The 22481-nt window shown below is 71.7% G+C and carries 22 protein-coding genes; 8 read left to right on the forward strand and 14 right to left on the reverse strand.

Annotated elements, in window-relative coordinates:
• From ACEN9J_RS28330 to ACEN9J_RS28350, 5 genes are all read left to right on the forward strand, one after another.
• The gene (locus ACEN9J_RS28330; RefSeq protein WP_413762658.1) at window positions 1–1032 is read left to right on the forward strand and encodes an ABC transporter ATP-binding protein; all 1032 of its coding nucleotides are present in this window, start codon (window positions 1–3) and stop codon (window positions 1030–1032) included.
• On the forward strand, window positions 1029–2063 hold the full coding sequence (locus tag ACEN9J_RS28335; protein ID WP_296783267.1) for an ABC transporter ATP-binding protein: 1035 nt from the start codon (window positions 1029–1031) through the stop codon (window positions 2061–2063). The genes ACEN9J_RS28330 and ACEN9J_RS28335 overlap by 4 nt, the downstream gene beginning before the upstream one ends.
• Before the next feature lie 49 nt (window positions 2064–2112).
• Window positions 2113–3774 (forward strand): amidohydrolase, encoded by a 1662-nt coding sequence (locus ACEN9J_RS28340; RefSeq protein ID WP_413762659.1) that lies wholly within the window; start codon window positions 2113–2115, stop codon window positions 3772–3774.
• Window positions 3771–4757: a CobW family GTP-binding protein gene (locus ACEN9J_RS28345; protein WP_413762660.1), complete on the forward strand. Its 987-nt coding sequence runs from the start codon at window positions 3771–3773 to the stop codon at window positions 4755–4757. The genes ACEN9J_RS28340 and ACEN9J_RS28345 overlap by 4 nt, the downstream gene beginning before the upstream one ends.
• A 70-nt stretch (window positions 4758–4827) precedes the next feature.
• A complete protein-coding gene (locus tag ACEN9J_RS28350) occupies window positions 4828–5289 on the forward strand; it encodes an N-acetyltransferase family protein (RefSeq protein ID WP_413762661.1) in 462 nt (153 codons plus the stop codon).
• 4 nt (window positions 5290–5293) lie between these two features.
• On the opposite strand, the gene ACEN9J_RS28355 is transcribed toward ACEN9J_RS28350, so the two are convergent.
• The 11 genes from ACEN9J_RS28355 to ACEN9J_RS28405 form a co-directional block, all read right to left on the reverse strand.
• Entirely contained in the window at window positions 5294–6679 is a 1386-nt protein-coding gene (locus ACEN9J_RS28355; RefSeq protein WP_413762662.1) for a hypothetical protein, read from the reverse strand.
• A 57-nt stretch (window positions 6680–6736) separates the two neighbouring features.
• Entirely contained in the window at window positions 6737–6943 is a 207-nt protein-coding gene (locus ACEN9J_RS28360) for a hypothetical protein (protein ID WP_057591944.1), read from the reverse strand.
• The gene (locus ACEN9J_RS28365) at window positions 6927–7343 is read right to left on the reverse strand and encodes a sel1 repeat family protein (RefSeq protein WP_413762663.1); all 417 of its coding nucleotides are present in this window, start codon (window positions 7341–7343) and stop codon (window positions 6927–6929) included. Before ACEN9J_RS28365 ends, ACEN9J_RS28360 begins: the two co-directional genes overlap by 17 nt.
• Before the next feature lie 373 nt (window positions 7344–7716).
• Complete coding sequence (locus tag ACEN9J_RS28370; RefSeq protein ID WP_413762664.1) at window positions 7717–8277, reverse strand: carbonate dehydratase; 561 nt, start codon at window positions 8275–8277, stop codon at window positions 7717–7719.
• 73 nt (window positions 8278–8350) lie between these two features.
• Entirely contained in the window at window positions 8351–9079 is a 729-nt protein-coding gene (locus ACEN9J_RS28375; protein WP_413764627.1) for a TerC family protein, read from the reverse strand.
• Between the two features lie 126 nt (window positions 9080–9205).
• On the reverse strand, window positions 9206–10207 hold the full coding sequence (gene dctP, locus ACEN9J_RS28380; RefSeq protein WP_296736886.1) for a TRAP transporter substrate-binding protein DctP: 1002 nt from the start codon (window positions 10205–10207) through the stop codon (window positions 9206–9208).
• 123 nt (window positions 10208–10330) lie between these two features.
• Window positions 10331–10978: a class I SAM-dependent methyltransferase gene (locus ACEN9J_RS28385; RefSeq protein WP_413762665.1), complete on the reverse strand. Its 648-nt coding sequence runs from the start codon at window positions 10976–10978 to the stop codon at window positions 10331–10333.
• Complete coding sequence (locus ACEN9J_RS28390) at window positions 10975–12300, reverse strand: adenylosuccinate synthetase (protein WP_413762666.1); 1326 nt, start codon at window positions 12298–12300, stop codon at window positions 10975–10977. Before ACEN9J_RS28390 ends, ACEN9J_RS28385 begins: the two co-directional genes overlap by 4 nt.
• 16 nt (window positions 12301–12316) lie before the next feature.
• Window positions 12317–13294, reverse strand: a complete 978-nt coding sequence (locus ACEN9J_RS28395; protein ID WP_057591938.1) for a hypothetical protein — start codon at window positions 13292–13294, stop codon at window positions 12317–12319.
• 39 nt (window positions 13295–13333) lie between these two features.
• On the reverse strand, window positions 13334–14302 hold the full coding sequence (locus tag ACEN9J_RS28400; protein WP_413762667.1) for a protein kinase family protein: 969 nt from the start codon (window positions 14300–14302) through the stop codon (window positions 13334–13336).
• A gap of 16 nt (window positions 14303–14318) precedes the next feature.
• Window positions 14319–15635 (reverse strand): hemolysin family protein, encoded by a 1317-nt coding sequence (locus ACEN9J_RS28405; protein WP_261210840.1) that lies wholly within the window; start codon window positions 15633–15635, stop codon window positions 14319–14321.
• Window positions 15636–15658: 23 nt separating this feature from the next.
• Between ACEN9J_RS28405 and ACEN9J_RS28410 the strand changes: the two genes are divergently transcribed.
• On the forward strand, window positions 15659–16522 hold the full coding sequence (locus tag ACEN9J_RS28410; RefSeq protein WP_413762668.1) for a symmetrical bis(5'-nucleosyl)-tetraphosphatase: 864 nt from the start codon (window positions 15659–15661) through the stop codon (window positions 16520–16522).
• A 12-nt stretch (window positions 16523–16534) separates the two neighbouring features.
• Here the strand turns inward: ACEN9J_RS28410 and ACEN9J_RS28415 are convergent, their stop codons facing one another.
• On the reverse strand, window positions 16535–18097 hold the full coding sequence (locus ACEN9J_RS28415) for a M20/M25/M40 family metallo-hydrolase (RefSeq protein WP_413762669.1): 1563 nt from the start codon (window positions 18095–18097) through the stop codon (window positions 16535–16537).
• 132 nt (window positions 18098–18229) lie between these two features.
• Here ACEN9J_RS28415 and ACEN9J_RS28420 point away from each other — a divergent pair, with 132 nt between their 5' ends.
• The gene (locus tag ACEN9J_RS28420) at window positions 18230–19147 is read left to right on the forward strand and encodes a LysR substrate-binding domain-containing protein (RefSeq protein WP_413762670.1); all 918 of its coding nucleotides are present in this window, start codon (window positions 18230–18232) and stop codon (window positions 19145–19147) included.
• A 6-nt stretch (window positions 19148–19153) separates the two neighbouring features.
• Here ACEN9J_RS28420 and ACEN9J_RS28425 read toward each other — a convergent pair whose 3' ends face one another.
• Window positions 19154–19900 carry a GNAT family N-acetyltransferase gene (locus ACEN9J_RS28425; RefSeq protein ID WP_413762671.1) on the reverse strand — a complete coding sequence of 249 codons (747 nt, stop codon included), beginning with the start codon at window positions 19898–19900 and terminating at the stop codon, window positions 19154–19156.
• 103 nt (window positions 19901–20003) lie between these two features.
• Between ACEN9J_RS28425 and ACEN9J_RS28430 the strand changes: the two genes are divergently transcribed.
• Window positions 20004–21500: a PLP-dependent aminotransferase family protein gene (locus tag ACEN9J_RS28430; protein ID WP_413762672.1), complete on the forward strand. Its 1497-nt coding sequence runs from the start codon at window positions 20004–20006 to the stop codon at window positions 21498–21500.
• Here the strand turns inward: ACEN9J_RS28430 and ACEN9J_RS28435 are convergent, their stop codons facing one another.
• On the reverse strand, window positions 21501–22481 hold the full coding sequence (locus tag ACEN9J_RS28435) for an ABC transporter substrate-binding protein (protein WP_413762673.1): 981 nt from the start codon (window positions 22479–22481) through the stop codon (window positions 21501–21503).

A 22481-nucleotide genomic window follows, 5' to 3' on the forward strand; every position in this document is an offset into this window, starting at 1 on the left:
ATGAGCGAGCCACTGCTGCGCGTGCAGGACCTGCACGTCGAATTCAGGACCCGCCGCGGCCAGGCGCTGGTGCTCAACGGCGTGGACTTCGAGTTGCGCGCCGGCGAGACGCTGTGCGTGGTCGGCGAGTCGGGCTGCGGCAAGAGCATGACCGCGCTCGCGCTGCTGCGGCTCATTCCCTCGCCGCCGGGGCGCATCCGCGACGGCCGCGTACTGTTCCAGGGCGAGGACCTGGTGCGCGCCACCGACGCGCGCATGCGCGAGGTGCGCGGCAACCGCATCTCGATGATCTTCCAGGAACCGATGACCTCGCTGAACCCGGTGTTCAGCGTGGGAGACCAGATCGGCGAATCGCTGCGGCTGCATGCGGGCCTCGATGCGCAGGCCGCGCGCGAACGCGCCATCGAGATGCTGCGCCAGGTCGGCATCCCCGCGCCCGAGCGGCGCGTGGACGAGTATCCGCACCAGCTCTCTGGCGGCATGCGCCAGCGCGTGATGATCGCGATGGCGCTAGCCTGCCGGCCCGACATCCTGATCGCCGACGAGCCCACCACCGCGCTCGACGTGACGGTGCAGGCGCAGATCTTCGACCTGCTGCGCGAACTGCAGCGCGAGAAGGGCACGGCGATCCTGCTGATCACGCACGACATGGGCGCGGTGGCCGAGATGGCCGACCGCGTGATGGTGATGTATGCGGGTCGCGTGATCGAGCAGGGCAGCGCCGACCAGGTGCTGTCCGCGCCCGGCCATCCCTACACGCGCGGCCTCATCGACTGCCTGCCCGAACTCGGTAGCAGCGCGGCCTTCGAGGACGACACGCGCGAGGACCTGGCCGAGATCCCCGGCGTCGTGCCCTCGATCTGGGAACTGGGCAGCGGCTGCGCCTTCCGCGAGCGCTGCCGCCATGCCATGCCGCGCTGCGCGCACGAGGTGCCGCCGATGTTCGCGCTGGCCGGCGAGGGCGATGGCGGCAGCTCGCACGGCGCGGCCTGCTGGCTGCATGCCGAGGCGCTGGCGGAGGAGGCGGCATGAGCCTGATCGAACCGGCGGACACGCTGCTCGCGGTCGACGACCTGCAGGTGCACTTCCCGCGCGCCAGGGCCGGCTGGGGTCGCAAGCCCGAGGTGGTGAAGGCGGTGGACGGCGTGTCCTTCGAGATCCGCCGTGGCCGCACGCTCGCCGTGGTCGGCGAGTCTGGCTCGGGCAAGACCACCACCGCGCTCGCCGTGATGCGGCTGTCGCCGCTGACCGGTGGCCGCATCCGGCTCGGCGACACCGACCTCGGCGCGCTCGAGGGCGAGGCGCTGCGCCGTTCGCGCACGCGCATGCAGATCATCTTCCAGGACCCGTTCTCCTCGCTCAACCCGCGCGAGCGCGCCGGTGCTGCGGTGCGCGCGCCGCTCGACCTGATGCAGGTGGGCACGCCCGAGCAGCGCACGCGCCGCGTGGCCGAGCTGTTCGAGGCCGTGGGCCTGCGGCCCGAGCAGCAGCAGCTGTTTCCGCACCAGTTCTCGGGCGGCCAGCGCCAGCGCATCAACATCGCGCGCGCGCTCGCCACCAACCCCGAGCTCGTGGTCTGCGACGAGCCGGTGTCGGCGCTCGACATCGCGATTCGCGCCCAGATCCTCAACCTGCTCGCGCGGCTGCAGCGCGAGCTGGGCCTGACCTACCTGTTCATCTCGCACGACATGGCGGTGGTCGAGCACATCTGCGACGACATCGCCGTGATGTACCTGGGCCAGATCGTGGAGCGCGCGCCGCGGCGCGCCTTCTTCGCGCAGCCGCTGCATCCCTACAGCGTGGCGCTGATGTCGGCCGTGCCCACCGTGGGCGGCGGCCGGCGCCGCGCCGCGGGCCGCATCAAGCTCACGGGCGATCCGCCGAGCCCGATCGATCCGCCGCACGGCTGCCGCTTCGCCGGCCGCTGCCCGGTGGCCGAGCCGGCCTGCGCGGCCGAGCCGCCGCCGCTGCGCGAGGTGGTGCCCGGCCACTGGGTGCGCTGCCGCCGCGTCGGGCTGGCCGACGGCCTGCCGCTGCCGCCCCTGCGCCTGCAAGCCGATTGAATCCGCGCGAACATCGCGTCGCGCCCCGTCCATCCTCCTTCCCGAATCCATGACCGCCACCACCGTCTACAGCGCCCGCAAGATCCTCACGATGAACCCGATGCAGCCCGAGGCCACCCATGTCGCGGTGCGCGAGGGCCGCGTGCTCGCGGTCGGCTCGCTCGACGACATGCGCGCCTGGGGCGACTTCGCGCTCGACGAGCGCTTCGCGTCCAAGGTGCTGATGCCGGGACTGGTCGAGGGCCACTGCCACCTCAAGGAAGGCAGCATGTGGGACTGGGCGTACCTCGGCTGGTTCGACCGGCGCGATCCGCAGGGCAAGGTCTGGAGCGGCCTGCGCTCGATGGAGGCCGTGGTCGCGCGCCTGGCCGAGATCGCCGCGCGCATGCAGGCCGAGGGCCGGCCCGAGTCCGAGCCGCTGGTGGCCTGGGGCTTCGATCCGATCTACTTCGGCGGCGAGCGCATGACGGTGGAGCACGTCGACCGCGCGAGCGCCACGCGGCCGATCGTCATCGGCCATGCCAACGGCCACCTCATGAACGTCAACAGCGCGATGCTGCGCATCGCCGACATCACGCGCGACAACGAGGTCGAGGGCGTGGTCAAGTTCGCCGCCGGGCCGGCCGCGGGCGAGCCCACGGGCGAACTGCAGGAGCCGGCCGCGATGTTCCTGGTGCTGCGCAAGATCGGCAATGCCGGCCTGCTGGCGCCGATGACCGAGGCCGGCGTGCGCTCCTTCGCGCGGCTGGCCTGCATGCAGGGCGTGACCACCGCGACCGACCTGGTCAACAAGCTCACCGAGGAAGATTGCGGCGTGCTCGAGCGCGCCACCGGCGCCGAGGATTTCGCGGTGCGCATCCTGCCCGCGTTCCAGGCCTTCCACGGCACGCATGGCGCGGCGCAAGGCGCGGAGCATGTGCAGGCGCTGATGCCGCGCAACACCGACCGGCTGCGCTACGGCCTCGTGAAGATGATGCTCGACGGCTCGATCCAGGGCTTCTCGGCGCGGCTGCGCTGGCCCGGCCATTTCAACGGCGCGCCCAACGGCATCTGGGTGACCGCGCCCGCGCAGTACGAAGCCGACTTCGAGACCTACCACCGCGCCGGCCTCACCATCCACACCCACACCAACGGCGACGAGGCCAGCGAGGTCGCAATCGACGCCATCGGCCGCGTGCTCGCGCGCGCGCCGCGCCCCGACCACCGCCACACGCTGCAGCACGGCCAGATGATCGACGCGCCGCTGTTCCGCCGCATGGCCGCGCTGGGCCTGTGCGCCAACCTGTTCGCCAACCACATCTGGTACTGGGGCGACCAGCACTACGAGATGACCATGGGCCCCGACCGCGCCAACCGGCTCGATGCTTGCGGCAGTGCGCTCGCCGCGGGCGTGCCGCTGGCGATCCATTCCGACGCGCCGGTCACGCCGCTGGGCCCGCTGTTCACCGCCTGGTGCGCGGTCAACCGCGTCACGCCCAAGGGCCGCGTGCTCGGTGCGGCCGAACGCATCACGGTCGAGCAGGCACTGCGCGCCATCACGCTGGGCGCGGCCTGGACCCTCAAGCTCGATGGCGAGATCGGCAGCATCGAATGCGGCAAGCGCGCCGACTTCTGCGTGCTCGAGGAGGATCCGCTGGCCATCGACCCGATGCGGCTCAAGGACCTGCGCGTGTGGGGCACGGTGCTGTCGGGCCGCGTGTTCGAGGCATGAGCACTGGGCGGCTGCCGCTTACTGTCGTCGGCGGCTTTCTCGGCGCCGGCAAGACCACGCTGCTCAACCGCTGGCTGGCCGAGGCCGAGGGCCTGCGCATGGCGGTGCTGGTCAACGACTTCGGCGCGCTCAACATCGATGCCGGCCTGATCGCCGCGCGCCATGGCGACACCGTCGCGCTCACCAACGGCTGCGTCTGCTGCCAGATCGGTGACGACCTCGGGCGCGCGCTGCAAGGCACGATCGACGCCGAGCCGCCGTTCGACGCCGTGGTGATCGAGGCCAGCGGCGTGTCGGACCCCTGGCGCATCGCGCAGATCGGCATGGCCGCGCCCGAGCTGAGCCTGCAGGCCGTGCTGGTGCTGGTCGATGCGAGCGCGGTCGCCGCGCAGTCGCGCGATCCGCTGCTGGCCGACACGCTGGCGCGGCAGGCGAAGTCGGCCGACCTCGTGGTGCTCAACAAGACCGACATCGCGGGCGATGCCGCGCTGGCCGCGGCCACGGCCTGGCTCGAGGCGACCGTGCCGGGCACGCCGCGGATCGCAACCACGCAGTCGGACCTGCCGCTCGTGCTGGCCTCGGGGCTGCAGGGCCAGGCCATGTCGCATGCGCATTGCGATGTGCCGGGCTGCGGCCACGATCACGAGCACGCGCACGCGCACCACGCCGACCATGGCGCGCAGTTCGCGACCTGGAGCGCGCGGCCTTCGGCCACGTTCGCGCCCGAGGCCTTGCGCGCCTGGATGCGCGCGATGCCGCCCGGCGTGCTGCGGCTCAAGGGCCTGCTGAAGATCGAGGCCGAGGGCGGTGTCGAGACCTGGTCCGAAGTCCAGTACGCGGGCCGCCACGGCATGCTGCGGCGGGCTGCCGCGCCGCTCGATGCCGAAGGCGCGGCGGTGGTCGCGATCGGGCTGCGCGGCCACCTGCCGGCAGCGGCACTCGAGGAATTCTTCCTGAGCGTGACGTCTTCAGCGAATCCTTAGCCGAGCCCCAGCCCGTTCGTGTTGCAATGCCGGCTTTTCGCCCGACGCGCACCCGCGCATTGCACACGCCATGAACTCGACCCTCGTGATCCGCCCGCCCACGCGCGACGACTACGCCGACTGGAAGCCGCTGTGGGACGGCTACAACGCCTTCTACGAGCGCGAGGGCCCGACGGCCTTGCCCGACGCGATCACGCAGGCCACCTGGCAGCGCTTCTTCGACGCCTACGAGCCCGTGCATGCGCTCGTGGCCGAGCGCGAGGGCCGGCTGGTCGGCCTCACGCACTACCTGTTCCACCGCAGCACCACGCGCATCGAGCCGACCTGCTATCTGCAGGACCTGTTCACGCTGCCCTCGCTGCGCGGGCAGGGCGTGGGCCGGCAGTTGATCGAGGGCGTGTACGAGCGTGCGCGGCAGGCCGGCTTGAAGCGCGTCTACTGGCAGACGCACGAGACCAATCTCGCGGGGCAGCGGCTCTACGACAAGGTCGCGGACCGCACGGGCTTCATCATCTTTGCGAAGAACGTCTGAGGTTTCAGCGTTCGTGGCTCCACCGGTCCCAGGCCCGCATCGCCTCGGCCCGGTAGGCATTGATCTGCGACGGAAAGTGCACGAAGCGGCTGTCGCGGGTCGCGTAGATCGGCGCCGGCGCGAGCGAGATCGCGTCGATCACGTGCTCGGCGTTCTCGAGCCCGAAATGGCGCATGCCCGCGAGCACGCTGGCCTGGTCGCCACCGCCGGCATAGACGTTCGACTTGTCGGGCGCGGCTTCGATGGCCGCGCAGACATGGTCGACGAACTGCCGCATGCGCGGCCCGGGCCTGAAGCCCATCAGCCCCGAGTTCGCGGGCCAGGCACTGTGGTCCATGCCGATCACGAAGTCGCGCGCGCCGAGCACGTCCTCGACGCCGAGACGCTGGTTGATCGCGAGGATGTCGGCGTCGATCCAGAACAGCTGCTCGTGCTGCGCCAGATGCTCGCGCACCAGGTGCATCTTGGCCCAGTTGGCCTGCACGCCCGCCGGCACGAAGGCCGGCAGCTCGCGATAGAGGTGATGGGCATAGCCGTGGCGCTCGCAGTAGCGCGCGAGGTTGTCTTCGTGGATGCGGCCGTAGCCCGCGACCTTGGCGTCGTAGAACGAGACGAAGGCGATCTTCGCCTGCGGGTTCAGGTGCAACTCGCCTCCCCGTGCCTCCTGCGCGGCCTGCTCCCACTGCGCCGGCAGGTCGAGCGGCCGTTCCTCCTCGAAGGCCCGCGCCTGCTCGAGCAGCACGCTGACGTAGCGGAAGTCGTAGCCATAGGTCGGCAGCCACACGCCATGCTGGCGTTCCCAGCGCGGCGCGGCATGCGCGACCAGCGGCACCACCTTCGGCAACTGGTCGATGGCGACGCGGCCGCCGCCGTCCCAGACGGCCTGGATGCTGCTGTAGTAGCCGTTGGCCAGGCGGTTCTCGAGCGGATGCACGGCGAAGGCCTCGCCCAGGTGCTCGCCGGCGGACTTGCCCAGCGTGTCCGGGTCGCCCGCCACGCTCACCGACAGACGGAACACCAGCAGCCGCAGCCGCTCGCGGACCTCGGCGGTGTTGCGCAGGATCATCCCGCTCGATGTGGGCAGGCCGGCGCCGGGTTCCTGCGACACGACCACGAAGTCATGGCCCAGCGCCACCTCCTCGAGCTTCTGCCGGCCGTAGATCACCGAGAACTCGTCGAGCACCAGCAGCAGCCCGCCTTCGGCCAGCGCGAGCAGGGCGCCATAGATCGCGTGGTACTTGTAGAGCTCGGCCTGCCGGTCGCCGAACACGTGCAGGCTGTCCCTGGCCTCGTGCGCATAGCCCCAGCGCGCCGCATAGGCCGCGTGGTTCTCGAGCAGGCCCTCGATCGGCCGGTGGGCGAAGACGGAGAGGATCGTGGTGGAGGGCATGCGGGGGCGGCGAGTGGGGCGTGCCCCATTGTCGTCCCCGTGCCTCGACGCGGATCGCTAGCGCGACGGATGCTCGCAGGCCGCGGCCCGGACGCAGTCGCCCGTCGTGCAGGTGGCGGCCGGTGCTTCGTCGCTGCCCGCATCGACCGATGCCGCGAAGGCCGCCACCGCGACCGCCGCGAGCAGCATGCGCCAGGCCTGCAGCAGGCCCAGCGCGCCGTGCCGCGCGAGCAGCCCGCGCGCGAACTCAGGAACGCTGCGCATCGCAGGCCTCCCTGCCCATGGGCGCGTTGCGCGCGCGGTTGAGCAGGTGCAGCTGGTGCTGGCCGACCTCGCTGCCCTGGCGCGCCGCCTCGCGCGCCCAGTGGCGGGCCTCGCAGCGGTCGGCGGGCACGCCGTTGCCGTACAGCAGCGGCCCGGCCAGCAGCACCACGCCGAGCATCTCCTGCGCCTCGCGATGGCCCGACGCGCCGGCCTCGCGCAGCAGCGACATCATCGAACGGTAGTCGCGCGCGGACTGGGCCTCGAGCGCGAGCTGGAAGCGCTGCTCGGGCGTGACCGCCACGGCCGTGTCGCGCGCCGAGGCACTGGCGGCCGCGGCGAACGCGGCCGCGAGGAGCATCGCGCGCAGGGCGCGGTGGGGGAATGGCGGGGAGAGGTGCATCGCGGGCTCCTTCGTGGCGTTCGGTGGCCACGATCTTCCCGCGCGCGTGCCGGCGCGTCGAACTGGAATTTCCGCAGCCGGCCTATGGCGCAGGCTGAGGGCACTAGGGCCTGTTCACACTATCCAAGGGGTCGCGTTGCCCCGCAAAGGGGCTGGATGCAAGGCGCCCGCGCGCAGCAAGGCTGATGCCTTGCAAGCGCGGGCAACGCCGCAGACGGCCCCTTTGCGGGGCAACCCGGAGGGAAGCTCGCCAAAGCCCGCCCCTCGGCGTTGCCCTCCTAGCGTGTGCGCACGCACACGCGTCGTCGCGCGCCTTGATGGGCGGGCTTTGGCGAGCTTCGCGACCCCTTGCATAGTGTGAACAGGCCCTAGCCTAGAACTCGTTCTGGATGTTCTTGTAGCCCTGCACCAGCGCGTTGTTGGTGCGCACCACGTCCTCCGAGAACTCGCTCGCATCCACCGAGACGGTCGGCCGTCCATCCAGGGCGGTCTCGGGGCCGATGCGCTCGGTGGAGCGCACGTAGAAGTTCGGCGGCAGCTCGCAGCCGTCGACCACCGCGTTGTAGCGCACCACGCTGCCGTCGCCGACCGCGCAGTTGAACAGCACGCTGTTGAAGCCGATGAACACGCCCTGGCCCACCCGGCACGGCCCGTGGACGATGGCGCGGTGCGCGATCGAGGTGCGCTCGCCGATCGTCACCGGCGCACCCGACTTGGAATGGATCACCACGCCGTCCTGGATGTTCGAGTGCGCGCCGATGACGATGGGGGCTATGTGGCCGTTCGCATCGGTCTCGTCGGCGCGGATCACGGCATAGGGGCCGATGAACACGTTCCCCTCCACCACGACCAGGCCGCAGAGGATCGCGGTCGGGTCGACGAAGGCGCTCGGATGGATCTGCGGCAGGTCGCCGCGCGGGTTCTTGCGGATCATGTGGAATCTCGTCGGTCGTCTGGGGAATGGCGGCCGGATAATGCCACAGAGATGCGTTAGTGAGTCGTTCCGGTCAGGGCGCCTTGCCCGCCTCGGCCCGTGCCTTCAGCGCCCGCGCCGCGGTGCGCTTGCCGCGCGCGCGGATGTTCAGCGCCTCGACCGCGAGCGAGAAGGCCATCGCCGCGTAGATGTAGCCCTTGGGCACGTGCTTGTCGAAGGCCTCGGCCGTGAGCACCATGCCCACCATCACGAGGAAGGCCAGCGCCAGCACCTTGACCGAGGGATGCTTGTCGACGAAGTCGCCGATCGGCTTGGCGGCCACCAGCATCACGCCGACCGAGGCGACCACCGCGGCCACCATCACGGCGATCTGGTCGACCATGCCGACGGCGGTGATCACCGAGTCGAGCGAGAACACGATGTCGATGATGGCGATCTGGCCGATCACGCCCCAGAACGCGGCCTTGCGCGCGCCCCCGTCCTCCGCGGCATCGGGGCCGTGTTCCTCGCCGGCCTCGACCTCGAGGAAGATCTCGTGCGAGGCCTTGTAGAGCAGGAACAGGCCGCCCAGCAGCAGCACGATGTCGCGCCCGCTGATGCCCTGGCCGAAGACGTGGAACAGGTCGGCCGTGAGGCCCATCACCCAGCTCAGCGAGAACAGCAGCAACAGCCGCGAGACCATCGCGAAGCCCAGCCCGAGCCGGCGCGCCTTGTCGCGCTGCTCGGGCGGCAGCCGGCCGACCAGGATCGAGATGAAGATGATGTTGTCGATGCCCAGGACGATCTCGAGGGCGGTCAGCATCGCGAAGGCGATCCAGACATTCGGGTCCAGGAGGAATTCCACGGTGTGCTCCCGGCAATGCGGTCAGGGCGCATGCCGCTCGCCAGTGTGCAGCAGCGCGGCCGGTTCGCCAACAGGCGCGAGCGATCAGTTGGCGAGTGCCTGCAGCTTCGCCCAGTCGCCGGGCCGCGCGCCCAGTTGCTCGGGCGTGGAGCGCCGCGCGATGCGCTCGAGAAAGGGCTGCCGGTTGACCTGCGACACCGTCATGCCCTTGCCGCGCAGGAACTGCTCGTCTTCCAGCTCGCCCGCGATCACGCCCACGTTGGTCCATTTGGCGCCGTCGACCAGCACCTTCTCGACCATGGCCTGCTGCGGCGCCGAGAGCCTGGCCCAGGCGGCCTTGCCGATCACGATGCCCAGCGTGTCGTAGACGTGGGCCGTGAGCTGCACGTACTTCTGCACCTCGTAGAGCTTCTTGGCCTTCACCGTGCTCAGCGGATATTCCTGCGCCTCGACCTCGTTCTTCTTCAGCGCGTCATACAGGCCGACGTAGGGCAGGGTCACGGGCCTGGCATCGAGCGCGGTGGCGAACAGCTGGTAGGCCGAGGCATCGGGCACGTGCAGCCGCAGGTCGCGGAAATCCTCGGGCCGCGCGAGCGGCCGGTTCGAGGTGACCTGGCGCGCGCCGTAGTAGACCGAGGCCACGAGGTGGTTGCCGCTGCGCTCGTCGTAGCCCTTCATGAGCTGGCCCAGCAGCGGGCTCGCGAGGTACTTGCGCACGTGGTCGAGGTCCTTGAAGGCGAAGGGATAGCTGCCCAGGCGCAGCGGCGCATAGCCCTCGGCCAGCGTGGCGGCCGTGACGTAGGCGATCTGCACCGAATCGTTGGCCAGCATCAGCGGGTAGTCGCTCTCCTGGCCGAGCTTCGAGGCGGGCACCACCTCGATCCTGATCTTTCCCTCGGACTGCTCGGCGATCTTGCGCGCCGCGAGCTCGGCCTGCTGGTGGAAGATGCTCGAGGCCTCGTAGACATGGCCCCACTTGAGCTGCAGCGCCTGCGCGTGGACAGGCGCCACGCCCGTGCCGAGCGCGGCGCAAGCGAGCGCCAACAGCCAGCCGCGGGCGCGATGCCGCGGCGTCGAAATCGTCATGGTGTCTCCCAGCGGTGCGGGGCATCGGCCCGGTGCCGCATGGTAGGCATCGCGCGCGCGGGCGCGATAGGGATTTGTCCGGCCTCGTGCGGCCGCCGTTTTGGCCGATGGGCGTTGGCGGCCCTATCGCCTGCGCGCCACGATGAAGGCGCGCGGATCGCCGCACTTCGAGCCATGGCGCTCGGTGGCGAGGAGCTCGAAGCCCGCCGCCTCGATCCGCCGGCTCAGTTGCGCCGTGTCGAACACCGACACGTGCGGCGCCTTGCCGAGCGCGCGGGCCACGCGGATCGCGGGCAGCAGGAGCAGGCGCAACGGCACCGGCATGTCGCCGAGGCAGGGTGTCTTGGACACGAACAGGCCATCGCTTGCCAGCAGCGCATGGATGCCGCGCAGCGTGCCCGGCAGGTCGCGCACCAGGTGCAGGTAGTTGAAGCCCAGCACCGCGTCGAAGCGTTCGGCGCCGGTCGCGAGTTCGTCCACGGTCGCGGTGCGCAGCGCGAGGGCCGCAACGGGTTGGGCGGCCAGCTTCTCCTGCGCGATCGCGATCATCTCGGTGGAGATGTCGGTCGCGAGATAGCGCCGCACGCCACCGGCGAGCCGTAGCGCAGTGCTGCCGGTGCCGCAGCCCAGTTCGAGCACGCCATGGTTCGGCCGTAGCAGGCCGCGCGTGCGGTCCAGCGTGCGCTCGTAACCGGCCGGGTCCGCGACCGCACCGCGCGCGTATTTGCGCGCGCCGCGGTCCCAGAAGCGGGTGTCGTCGGTCGTGCTCATGGCCGCAGCGCCTCGAGGGTGTCGCGCGTGGGGCCGTGAGAGCCCCACTGCACGCGCAGGCCACTCGCGGCCTCCACGCGTTCGAGCCAGTCGCGCTCGCTCGCGATGCCGGCCTCCGCATAGACCGGTTGCGCGCGCTCCAGCAGGCGCGTCAGGCGCAGTTGATGATCGAGGTCCGCCTCGGGGCCCAACGCGAGCTGCGCGATGGTTTCCCCATCCGTATCGCGGTAGCCCTCGCACCAGCGCAGGCCCGCGCGTCCGATCGCATCGAGATGGCTCGCGACCAGGCCGTCGAGCGTGCCGGCCGCGGCGATCGCATAGCGCAGCAGCACGGCATCGGGATGCCCGCGGCGGAACGCGCCCTGCCAGCCCAAGTCGGCGTTGTGCGGCTCGGGCAGCCGCGCGGCGAGCGCGGGATCGTGCGTGGGCAGCGGTCCGGCGCCATGGCGCGTGAGGTAGCTGCGCAGCACGCCCAGGTGCCGCACGGGCGGCGTGCCCAGGCCGGCGTCGCGCAGCACGGTCTCGACCGCGGCGGTCGAGACCGTGCTCCAGCTCGTGTGCGGATGGAAGCCGCGCCATTCGTCGAGCAGCACACCCTGCGCGCCCTCGAACACCACGGCACCGGGCCGCGCCAGTTGCTCGGCGACCGCATCGACGCCCGCGGGCGGCGCGGCGCGCAGGCAGGGTTCGGCGGCCGCGAGCCAGCGCTGCGACAGGCTGGCATCGGCCAGCAGCGTCTGTTCGCGCTGCCAATCGAGATCGGGCCGCGGTGCGAATTCGCGCAGCAACACGAGGCGCAGCGCCTCGAGCTTCTCGAACGCGAGCGCCGGCTGCAACAGGTCGCCATAGCGCAGCGCGAGGTCGGGCGCGGCCAGTGCCTGGCGCACGGTCTCGCCCACGCCCACGCCGCAGCTGCCATGGGCCGCCTCGCCGCGCGCCCATTCGCGCAGCCGGCCCGCGGCCTGGTGGAAGGGCGTGGTGACGCGGCAGCGCGCGTCGATGCGCAGGCGCGCGAGCGCGTCGGGCACGCCCTTGTCGCGCAGCACGGCGGCCTCGACGAGCAGCGCCGTGGGATGCACCACCACCGGGCTCGCGAGCAGCGTGACCACGCCGGGCTGGAAGCTGCCGGCGCCGAACTGCGAGAAGGTGTGATGGCGCCCGTCGGCCAGCACCACGTTGTGGCCGGCCTGCGCGCCGCCGTTGAAGCGCACCATGGTGTGGGCGCGCAGCGCGGCGCAGAAGTGGTCGGTGTAGAGCCCCTTGCCGCAGTCGCCGAAGCCCAGGCCCAGCAGCGAGAGATAGCGCGTGGCGCCGGTGCTCACGACGCGCGCGAAGGGGTCAGCCGAACAGGCGCTTCCACCACGACGAGCGCGGTGCCGACGCGGCGGCGCTCGGCGGCGCGTGGCGCGGCTTGTTCGGATCGAGCAGCGCCGCATAGCCGTCGAGCGCATGCAGCACGCCGTTGATGCGCGCCTTGTCGACGCTGCCGGTCGCGGCCATCACGCGGCCGAGCTCGTCGAGGCTGGGCACGGCCTTCTCGGTCAGCGCGACGATGCCCGCGGCCACCGCGCAGGCGTCGTCGGGCGAGTCCATGCAGATCACGTGGTCGCCGAGCAGTTCGCGCCAGCGCGGCTCGCAGCGGCGGCGGCGCTGTGCGTCGGGGATCAGGAAGAACAGGTGGCAGGTCTCGGCCGCGGCCGCGATGGCCTCCTCGATCGGGATGTCCTCGTCGAGCTTCTCGCCGACCAGGCCCTCGATCTGGTGCCGCGAGACGGCGGGGTAGGGCAGCTCGTCGCCGGTCACGAACAGGTAGCCGCGCTTCTTGCGCTTGACCCAGCAGTCCATGTCGGTGTGCTGCGCGATCACGTAGAAGGCCAGCTCGTAGCTCTCCTCGCCGGTGCCGCCGCCGCCGCCCTCGAGGTAGCTCCAGGTGAGCCACTGGTCCATCAGGTTGGCGGTGGATTCGAACTGGCCCACCTGCAGCGGCGCGCGGTCGGAGGTGGCGTCGCCGATCGCCATGAACATCAGCTGCGGATCGGCCACGCCGCAGTCGGTCAAGAGCTTCATGAAGGTCGGCAGCTCGCGGCGCGCCAGCGTCTGCGGGATGTCGCCCATGGAGCCGGTGACGTCGAGCGCGAACACGATGCCCAGCGAATTCGGATGGTCGGCGTTGTCGCGCGCCTCGCGCACCTTGAGGCCGCGCGGGTCCATCAGCGGATGGGTGGCGGTCTGGGTGAAGACCTCGGCGCCCGACTTGGTGGCGCGGTCCGCGACCAGGGCCGCGTGCGCGGCGTGCGAATAGTTTCCGTAACCCATGGATGTTCCTCGTCGTGAAGAGAGAAGAAGAAAGGACCGTCAGCCGCCGAGCGGCGCGGGATCGAAGGGAATGAAGCGCGGCGCGCCGAAGGCCTCGCGCGCGGCCGCCGACAGCGCCTGCTCGATGCCGCGCGCACCGAGGCGGCGGCATTCGCCGGGGTCCTCGCTGCAGCGTCGCAGCAGCGCGGCCAGCGGTGCGGGCGCGGCGCCGGTGCCCGGTTCGCCGAGGCCTTCGTGGCCATGCAGCACGGCACGCACCGCCCAGGCGCTCTGCGCGAGGTCGTCCGCGGCGCGTGCCGTGTCGTGCCGCGCGCGCGACCAGCCGATCAGCAGCACGCCATGGTCGCGCGGATGCACCAGCGCATGGGCGGGCGAGAGGTCGCCGTGCGTCCAGCCCGCGTCGTGCACGAAGGCCAGCACCTCGAGCATGCGGCGCCAGAGCCAGACCGCATGGGGCGCATCGATGCCCTGCGGGTTGGCGCGCTGCACGTCGAGCAGGCTGCCCCAGTAGCCGGTCGGATGGCGCAGCACCAGCGCCTGGCGGCCGTCTTCCGATCCGTCGTCGGCGCCGGTCGCGCCCAGGCCCACGGGCTGCGGCAGCCGGCGCGTGAAATAGGCGGCGCCGGGCATGGCGAGCGACTGCAGGGCCTGCAACGCGGCATGCTCGCGCGCCAGCGCCTCGGCGCCCTCCCGGCCGCGCGCCAGCTTGAAGGTCACGCGCTCGGGCAGGGCGCCGAGCCGTTCGGCCAGCAGCACCTCGCTGTGCTCGCCGGTGGCCAGCGGCGCCAGCACGCGGTAGCGCGCGCCGCGCCAGCGCAGCAGGCGCGCGCCGTCGGCGCCCCGTGCATTGGCGCGTTGCAACGCGGCGCGGAAGCTCTCGCGCTCGACCGTTTCCTCGCCGCGCGAGATGGTGGCGCCGCAGTAGCTGCAGTTGACGGTGCGCCAGCGCGCCGCGCGCGGCAGCGGCGCGGAGCATTGGGGGCAAGCGAGCGCGAGCAGCGACAGCATCGGCGCTCCGCTCGCGTCAGTCGTCGCCGCCGGACGGCACCGAGGGATCGCGCGAGGCGCGCACGCGGTCGATGCGCCGGCCTTCGAGCGCGGTCACCTCGAAGCACCAGCCGGCGCAGTCGATGTGCTCGCCCACCGAGGGCAGGTGGCCCGACACCGCCATCAGCAGGCCGGCCACCGTGTTGTAGAGGCCGCGCTCCTCGTCGGGCAGCTCGCGGATGCCCAGGCGCGCGCGCAGCTCCGACACCGGCATCAGGCCGTCGAGCTCCCAGATGCCGTCGGGCCGCTCGTGAGCCCAGGCGTCGGTCTGCATGCCGGGCTGCAACTCGCCCGTGATCGCTTCGAGCAGGTCGCGCGGCGTCATCAGGCCCTGCACCACGCCGTATTCGTCGACCACGAACACCAGCCGGCCGGCGCGCGCGCGGAACTGCTCGAGCAGTTCCATGCCGGTCAGCGTCTCGGGCACGAACACCGCGGCCGTGGCCTCCTGGCCCAGCGTGCCGACGTGGGCCGGGCCCAGCCGCAGCAGGTGCGCCACGCTGATCACGCCGACCACGTCGTCGAGCGAGTTGCGGCACACCGGGTACCAGGAATGCACCAGGTTGAGCGCGCCCGCGGCCGCCACCTTCTGCAGCGCCTCGGCCACGCTGAACGAGGCCTCGAGCCATTCGATGTCGGCGCGCGGGATCATCAGCGAGGACAGGCGCCGGTCGTCGAGGTGGAACACGTTGCGCACCATCTGGTGCTCGTGCTGCTCGATCACGCCGGCGTCCACGCCTTCCTCGAGGCTGGCGGAAATCTCTTCCTCGGTCACCGAGCGCGCCGCGTTGGCGTCGATGCGCAGCAGCTTCAGCACGGTGGCGGTGGCGCCCGCGAGCAGCCAGACGAAGGGCTTGGCGCCCTTGGCCAGGCCGCGCATCGGGCGCGAGACCCAGCGCGCCACCGGCTCGGGGTAGAGCTGGCCGATGCGCTTGGGCACCAGCTCGCCGAAGATGATCGTGAAGAAGGTGATGCAGGTGACCACCACCGCGGTCGACACCACGCTGGCGGTGCCCGCGCCCATGCCCACGCTCTCCATCCACACCGCCAGCGGCGCCGCGAAGGCGGCCTCGCCCACGATGCCGCTCAGCATGCCGATCGAGGTGATGCCGATCTGCACCGTCGAGAGGAACTGGGTCGGCGACTCCATCAGCTTGAGCGCCGCGGCGGCGCCCGTATCCCCGGTTTCGACCAATGCCGCGAGGCGCGCGCGGCGGCTGGTGGAAAGGGCCATTTCGGACATTGCGAACAACGCGTTGAGCGTGGTCAGCAAGGCCAGCAGGAAGACATCCATGTACGGGGGGAGAGAATGAGGAGATGGCACTTTACTTGATTGGCGACATCCAGGGCTGCGACAGCGCGCTCGGCCGGCTCCTCGACGAGCTCGCTTTCTCTCCCAGCCGCGACACCGCGGTGCTGCTCGGCGACCTGGTCAACCGCGGCCCCGAATCGGCCCAGGTGCTGCGGCGCGCGCAGCGCCTGGGCGGCGCGGCGCTGAGCCTGCTGGGCAATCACGACCTGCACCTGCTGGGCGTGGCGCATGGCGTGCGCAAGTCCGGCCGCAAGGACACGCTGGCCGAGCTGCTGGCCGCGCCCGACCGCGAGGCGATGCTCGACTGGCTGCGCCACCAGCACATGGCGCTGCACCGGCGCATCGGTTCGGGCGCGGCCGCGCGCGACCTGCTGATGGTGCATGCGGGCGTGCTGCCCCAGTGGAGCGTGGCCGACGTGCGTGCACACGCGGGCGAGCTCGAGGCGGTGCTGCGTGGCCCCGACCTCGGCGAATTCCTCACCACCATGTACGGCAACCAGCCCGACCGCTGGAGCGATGCGCTCGCGGGCAGCGACCGGCTGCGCGTGATCGTCAACGCGCTCACGCGGCTGCGGCTGTGCACCGTCGACGGCACGATGGAGTTCGAGACCAAGGACGACGCGGCCCAGGCACCCGCGGGCTACATGCCCTGGTTCGACGTGCCGGGTCGCCGCACGGCCGAAGCCACGGTCGCCTTCGGCCACTGGTCCACGCTGGGCTGGGTGTCGCGGCCCGACCTGCTGTCGACCGACACCGGCTGCGTCTGGGGCGGTTGCCTCAGCGCGGTGCGCATCGGCGCCACGCTCGACGAGCGCGAGCGGATCCAGGTGAAGTGCGAGCAGGCGCAGAAGCCCGGCAAGGGCGCCTGAGCCTCCGTTCGTTCAGAGCGGGTGCGTCATCAGGCTGTAGATGGTGCGCACGCCGCTCACGTAGTTGCCCAGCCGCAGGTTCTCGTTGGCCGCATGCTGGTTGTTGTCGGCATTCACCAGCGGGACGATCGCGAACGGCACCTGCAGCACCTTGACGATCTCCGCGGTCGGCACCGTGCCGCCCATCATGCGGATGCGCACCGGTGCCGGCGTGGCGCCGAAGCTGTCGGTCAGCGACTTGTAGGCCCAGCGCCCGATCGCCGAATCGATCGGCGCGCCGGCCGCGTCGGCGCCCTCGCTCTGGTAGCTGAAGGTCGCGAGCTTGTCGTAGCGCGCGCGGTCCTCGTCGCTGGGCGTGCCCTTCACGAGGTGGTAGCCCTGCTTGACGATGTGCTTCTCGATCAGCGCGCCCAGGTAGGCGGCGTCGGAATCGGGCGTGGTGCGCAGGTCGAGCTCGGCCACCGCGCGGTCGGGCACGATGTTCGCGACCTTGTCGCCGACCGCCGCCGAGGCCATGCCGCGCACGTTGAGCGAGGGGTACTGCATCGCCTCCTGGTAGTTGGCGCCCACCTTGTCGGTGCGCGCGATGCCCAGGCGGCGGCGCAGCGCGGTCTCGTCGTCGGGCACCGCGGCCATCACCTGGCGGTCGGCCGCGCTGATGCGCACCCGGTCGTAGTAGCCGGCCACGGTCACGCGGCCCTGCTCGTTCTTCATCGAGGCCAGCAGGGTCGCGAGCCGCTGCGCCGGGTTGGGCGCGTAGTTGCCGTAGTGGCCGCTGTGCAGCGGCACCTTGGCGCCGTAGACCGTGAGCCGCGCCTCGGCCGCGCCGCGGTTGCCGAACACCAGGGTGGGCCGGTTGGTGGCGTGCATCGGGCCGTCGTGGATCACGATGGCGTCGCAGGCCAGCAGCTCGCGGTGCGCCTGCATCACCTTGGCGATCGAGGGCGAGCCCTTCTCCTCCTCGCTGTCGAGGATCACCTTGACGTTGACCGCGGGCGTGCCGCCGGCCGCCTTCAGCGCGTCGATCGCGGCCAGCATCATCATGATCGGGCCCTTGTCGTCGGCCGAGGCGCGGCCGAACACGCGCCACTCGGGATCGACCGGGCCGTCGAACAGCGGCGCGGCATCGATCTCCTCCCAGCCGCCGTCGGCCGCGCGGCGCTTGAGCACCGGCGTCCACGGGCTCTTCTGCGCCCACTGCGCGGGGATCACCGGCTGGCCGTCGAGGTGCATGTAGAACAGCACGGTCTTGCGCGCCGGGTCGCGCCCGGGCAGCTCGGCATAGAGCATCGGCTTGCCGTCGTTGTCGAGCTGGCGCGTCGCGAAGCCGCGCTTCTCGAAGGCCTTGGCGAGCCAGTCCACGTTCTTGCGGATGTCTTCGGGAACGATCGCGTCGTTGGGCAGCGAGAGCAGCTCGAAGTACTCGCGGTAGCTGGCCTGCGCGTGGCGTTCGGCCTCGGCCTGCGGCAGGTCGGCCGCCTGGGCCAGGCCGGTGCCGGCGATCAGGGCGGCGGCCAGCAGGGCGAGCAGGGTGCGTGGGCGGGGCGCGGGGCGGTGGAGGAGCGGGAGGTGCATGCGCGGATCGTTCGGTGGGGGTGAGGGAAGGGGGGCGGGGCGGCCACCGTGCAGCTTAGGCAGCCGCCTGCTTTTGAACAATTGCCGTTTTTTGGCGATATCTTTGCGTTTTACGCAAAGCGAAAGCCCGCCATGACCGCCCACCGCCTGCAGGACACCGCCCTGCGCTACTTCCTCGAGGTGGCCCGCAGCGGCTCGCTCACGGTCGCGGCCGAGCGGCTCAGCGTCAGCCCCTCGGCCATCAGCCGCCAGGTGGCGATGCTCGAGGACCTGCTCGGCGTGCCGCTGTTCGAGCGCCATCCGCGCGGCATGGTCGCGAGTCCCGCGGGCGAGCTGCTGGCCGCGCATGCGCTGCACGGCGCGCTCGAGGCCGAGCGCGTGGTGTCCGACATCCGCGGGCTGCAGGGCTTGAAGCGCGGGCGGGTGCGCCTCGCCTGTTCCTCGGGTTTCGCCAACGAGTTCCTGCCGCGCGCCATCGCGGACTTTCGCGCCGAACACCCGGGCATCCAGTTCCAGCTGCGCGCCGCGCGGCCGGCCGAGGTGACCGAGGCGGTGCTGCTCGGCGAGGCCGACATCGGTCTGACCTACAGCCGCGCCGCGGTCGACGGCATCCGCGTCGAGCGGCGCCAGCCGGCCTCGGTGTTCGCCGTGATGCGGCCCGACCATCCGCTCGCGAAGCTGCGCACCGTGACCCTGGCGCAGATGCATCCGTACCCGATCGCGCTCTCGGGCGCCGACAACACCGTGCGCCAGCTGTTCGACGTGGGTTGCAGCCAGCGCGGACTGGTGTTCGAACCGGTGCTCGTCAGCAACCGTTTCGAGTCGCTGGCCAGCTTCGTGCTGCACGGCGGCGGCCTCACGATCGCGGGCGAGATCACGGTGCGCGACCGCGTGCGGCGCGGCGAGCTGCACGCGGCGGAGATCCGCGAGCGCGGCATGCGCGGCCGCGCGGTCGAACTGCAGACCCTGGCGGGCCGCACCCTGCCCGAGGTGGTGAAGACCTTCCTGGCCTTCCTCGGCGAGCAACTGCCCGCGCCCGCCGCGGCCTGAGGCGCTTCAGGCCGCGGCCGCACGCACCTGTTCGAGCGACCGACGCTGCCTGCCGTCGGCATCGAAGTTGGCGGGCGAGAGCCATTGCTCGAAGCCCGCGCGCAGCGCCGGCCATTCGCCGTCGACGATCGAGAACCAGGCCGTGTCGCGCGTGCGGCCCTTGTAGACGATCGCCTGGCGGAACACGCCCTCGAACTGGAAGCCCAGGCGCTGCGCCGCCTTCTTCGAGGGTGCGTTGAAGTTGTCGCACTTCCATTCGTAGCGCCGGTAGCCGAGCTCGTCGAAGACCAGCTGCATCAGCAGGTACTGGGCCTCGGTCGACAGCGGCGTGCGCTTGAGCAGCGGCGAGAAGGTCACGTGGCCGACCTCCATCACGCCATGGTTGGGCTCGATGCGCATCAGCGCGAGGCTGCCCACGGCGCGGCCCGTGGCCTTGTCGATCACCGCGAAGTGCATCGGGTCCGCGCTCTGCGCGAGCAGCTCCACGTAGGCACGCGCGCTCGCGGCGTCGGGCGCGCGCTCCACCGAGAGGTAGGTCCAGTCGCGGCCGTCGGGTGCCAGCGCATGGGCGGCATGCAGGTCGGCCGCGTGGCGCTCGGCCGACAAGGGTTCGAGCCGGCACAGGCGGCCTTCGATGGGCGTGCGCGGCGGCTTCGGGCGCGGCGACCAGCCGGGCAGGGCGGCGCCGATGGTCTGGCCGAACTGGTTGGTGCGCGGGGTGAGTGGGGTGTGCGGGGTGGGGGAGGCGGGCATGGGGAACTCTCTTTCGGTGACGACAGGCGCTACAGTACGCCCGCCGTGGCGCCACGAGAAGTGCCACCGTAGAAGCATTTCATGGTGCCACGAGAAACGCCCGATGACCGATGCCGCCGACTCCTCCGCCACCCTGTCCGACCCCGTGCGCCGCGTGCTGCTCGAGGCGCCGCTCACACGCGAGCGCGAGGCCGGCTCGATGCAGCGCCAGCTCCACGAGCGCCTGAAGCGCGCCATCCTCGACGGCCGCCTCGCGCCCGGCACGCGGCTGCCCGGCTCGCGCGCGCTGGCCGAGGCGCTCGCGGTGTCGCGCAACACCGTCACGGCCACCTACGAGCATCTCGCGGCCGAGGGCTACCTGCGGCCCGACCGCCAGGGCACGCGCGTGATGGAACTGGCCGCGCCCGCGCCGCCGCGCCGCGGCCCGCGCGCGCCGGCCGTGCCCGCCACCGCGGGCCGGCTCGCGCGCATCCATCCCATGGGAAGCCGCGCCGAGCCCGAACTCGCGCTGCGCCCCGGCGTGCCCGCGCTGTCGCACTTCCCGATCGCGGCCTGGCGCGGCGCGCTCGACCGCGCGCTGCGCGGCGCCGGCCATGCCGCGCTCGGCTATGGCAATCCCTTCGGCGAGCCCGCGTTGCGCGCCGCCATCGCGCAGCACCTGGGCCTGGCGCGCGGCGTGCGCTGCACGGCCGAGCAGGTGGTGATCGCCGAAGGCGCGCAGGAGGCCATCGCGCTGTGCGTGCGCCTGCTCACCGACCCGGGCGACACCGCCTGGGTCGAGGACCCCGGCTACCGCGGCGCCAAGTCCGCGATGCACGCGGGCGACCTGCGCATCGTGCCGATGCCGGTCGATGCCGGCGGCCTGCGCGCGAGCGAGGAGGACTGGCGGCTGCAAACGCCGCGGCTGGTCTATGCCACGCCCTCGCACCAGTACCCCTCGGGCGTGGTGCTCGGCATCGCGCGGCGGCTCGCGCTGATTGCGCAGGCGCGCGCGCACGGCGCCTGGATCATCGAGGACGACTACGACAGCGAGTTTCGCCACACCGGCGATCCCATCGCCGCCATGCAGGGGCTGGTGCCGCAGGCGCCGGTGCTCTACGTGGGCACCTTCAGCAAGACCATGTTCCCTTCGCTGCGGCTGGGCTTCCTGGTGCTGCCCGAGGACCTGCTGGCCACCGTGCGCGCGCCGCTCGAGGAGATGCTGCGCGGCGGCCATCGCCACGAGCAGCTCGCGCTGGCCGACTTCATCGAGAGCGGCCAGTTCAGCCGCCACCTGGGCCGCATGCGGCGCCTGTACCGCGAGCGCCAGCAGGCTTTGCGCGCCGCGCTCGAGCGCCACTTCAGGCTGCCGCACACCATCGACGGCGGTCACTGCGGCATGCACCTCACCCTGCGCCTGCCCGCGCGCTTCGACGACCGCCGCATCGCCGCCGAGGCGCGGCGCCACCGCATGGCGCCGATGCCGCTGTCGGCCGCCGCGATCCGGCTCGGGCCGGACTGCAACGGGCTGGTGCTGGGCTACGGCAACACCTCGGCCGAGCTGTTCGAGCCGATGGCGAAGCGGCTGGCGCAGTTGGCGCGCGCGGTGGATGCCGGTTAGCTAGGCTGCGATGCCGATCCCGAAGCCGGTATCGAAGGTGGTCTTCACATCGAGCCCCTGCTTGATCAGCCCCACCTGCCGGTAGAAGTCCGCCGTGCCCTGCTGGTCGGCGACCACCTGCGCATCGATCGGCACCCACTTCTGCTGCCGCCGCTCGAACTGCAGCCTGGCGGCCTCGGGCGGGATGCCGATGATGCGCGCGAGCGTGGCCGAGAATGCATCGACGTTGCGATAGGACCATTGCTGCGCGCGCACCACGCGCTGCAGGAAGTCCTGCAGCACCGGCCGCTTGGCGGCGATCGCCGCGTCGGTGGCCGCGAGGTAGCTCAGGCCCGGCAGCAAGCCGCGGCCGCTGGCGAGCACGCGCGCATGGCCGCTGGTCTCGGCCAGCGCGGTGTAGGGCTCCCAGGTGGCCCAGGCATCGACCGAGCCCTGCGTGAGCGCGAGCTTGGCGTCGGCCGGCGCGAGGAAGCGCAGGTTGATGTCCTCGGGCTTCAGCCCGGCCGCGACGATGGCCTTGAGCGTCACATAGTGGCCGATGGAGCCGCGGTTGGTGGCCACGCTCTTGCCCTTGAGCTCGGCCGCGCTCCTGAGCGGCGAATCGGGCCGCACCAGCACGGCCGTGCCGTAGGAGTCGGAGCGGTTGGCGCCGATCGCCTTCACGCGCGTGCCGGCCGCGAGCGCGAAGATCAGCGGCGCATCGCCGATCGGGCCCGAATCGACGGCGCCCGCGTTCAAGGCCTCGGCCAGCGGCGCGGCGGCCGGGAATTCCGACCACTGGATGTCGTACGAGAGGCCCTCGAGCCCGCCCGCAGCCTCGAGCAGCGCGCGCAGGCCGCCCTTCTGGTCGCCGGCCTTGAGCAGCGGGCGCGCCTGGGCACGGGCCTGCAGCGCGAAGGCGGGCAGGGCGGCGATGGTCGCGGCGGCGCCGCCCTGGGCGATGAAGCGGCGGCGGCTGGCGGATGGCATGCGGTTCGTCAT

Source organism: Variovorax sp. Varisp41 (genome assembly GCF_047325085.1).
Taxonomy (GTDB): Bacteria; Pseudomonadota; Gammaproteobacteria; order Burkholderiales; family Burkholderiaceae_C; genus Variovorax.